Origin of the sequence: Erwinia sp. MYb416, assembly GCF_037479575.1 — a bacterium.
In the GTDB taxonomy this organism is placed as follows: Bacteria; Pseudomonadota; Gammaproteobacteria; order Enterobacterales; family Enterobacteriaceae; genus Erwinia; species Erwinia rhapontici.
The window spans coordinates 1-1,312 of sequence record NZ_JBBGYT010000017.1 but is presented as its reverse complement, the minus strand read 5'-3'; the positions used below and the strand labels follow the sequence as shown (position 1 = coordinate 1,312).

Here is a 1,312-nt window from a genome sequence, read left to right as displayed (position 1 = left end):
TGCGCAGTAGTGAGTTTATCTTAACTCACACTCAGGATGGCGGGATGCCGGTGGCCAGTGGCCAGGATAAAGCGTCCTGGAGCGATTTTTATGAAACCCCGGTGATAGCGGGCAGAAAAACCCGTATTGGCCTGGTGTATCACGGCAGTAATAACCAGTGCAGCAGTTCGATGACGTTTGTACCGCAGAAAGGTCACTACTACCAGTTCGGCCTGCAGGTTGACCTGCGTCTGCGCCAGTGCCGTGGTTTGCCGTATGAGCTGACAAAAAATACCCGGGGAGAGTGGCAGCTTCAGCGTATCAGCGATGTCGTCTGGGGGGGGAAATATGGTCATGAAGATGCAAACTGGCAAAAAATGCCGGATACGCAGGTGCCTCCCAAAGTCTTAGCACCTTGAGTGCGGTGAATATAGTGCTTTTTGTGCTCTCATCCTTCCCCGTCCGCACTGACGATCACTTGTTGCCCGCCGGACACGCCATGATAAACCTATCTGATGATACGAGAGGAGCGGGCGATGAGTGCTCACGATGTGGGATTCACCCATGTAGCGTTTGAAGTGCAGGACTTACAAAAGAGTATCGATTTCTATCAGCGTTACGCCGGTATGCAGGTGGTGCATCAGCGTCAGCCGGGTGTACCAGAAGCACAAGAGGTGGCCTGGCTTTCTGACCTCTCCCGCCCGTTTGCGTTGGTACTGGTGCAGACGGCGGTCAGAAGAGACACACCACTTGGTCCCTTCGGCCATCTTGGTGTGGCCTGCGCCACGCGTGAAGAGATTGACGCTAAAGTCGTGATGGCGCAGGAAGAAGGGGTACTGCGTAAAGCCCCGGTAGCCTCTCCCGCTCCTGTGGGATACTGGGCGTTTTTTGCCGATCCTGATGGCAACACGCTGGAACTGTCATACGGCCAGCAGGTTGGGCTTCAGGCTATGGTAGCCCGCGATATTTAGTGGAGAAATTCTCGTTAACAGGCTAATTATTAGTCTGTTAACATAATGACATCGCCTTTTACAGTCTGAAGAGAACCCTGACAAAAGCGCCGCAATCTACGTCCTTCTTACATGCTATAAACAAATCATTAACATTGTTTGTGTGCTTTTAAGACAGGACTCTCTCCTATGTTTAACTGGACTTCGACTCAGCGCAACGTGGCGTTCGCCAGCTTTGGCTCTTGGACGCTGGATGCGTTTGACTTCTTTATTCTGGTGTTTGTGCTCAGCGATATTGCGGCGAATTTTCATGTCAGCATTACCGATGTGTCACTGGCGATTATGCTGACGCTGGCCGTGCGGCCTGTGGGGGCGCTACTGTT

The 1,312-nt window shown here is 52.4% G+C and carries 2 protein-coding genes and 1 pseudogene; all 3 read left to right on the top strand.

Annotated features, from left to right (window positions below):
* The coding region (locus tag WH277_RS00140; RefSeq protein WP_339503645.1) for a hypothetical protein at positions 1–398 on the top strand (398 nt) is incomplete at its 5' end.
* Positions 399–515: 117 nt separating this feature from the next.
* Positions 516–950, top strand: a complete 435-nt coding sequence (locus WH277_RS00135; protein ID WP_200641731.1) for a VOC family protein — start codon at positions 516–518, stop codon at positions 948–950.
* 168 nt (positions 951–1,118) lie between these two features.
* A pseudogene (locus tag WH277_RS00130) lies at positions 1,119–1,312 on the top strand (MFS transporter); the annotation flags it as partial.

What these genes read in the sequence shown, in the direction of transcription:
- WH277_RS00135 (WP_200641731.1), top strand. Translation starts at nt 516, where the DNA reads ATGAGTGCTCACGATGTGGGATTCACCCATGTAGCGTTTGAAGTGCAG.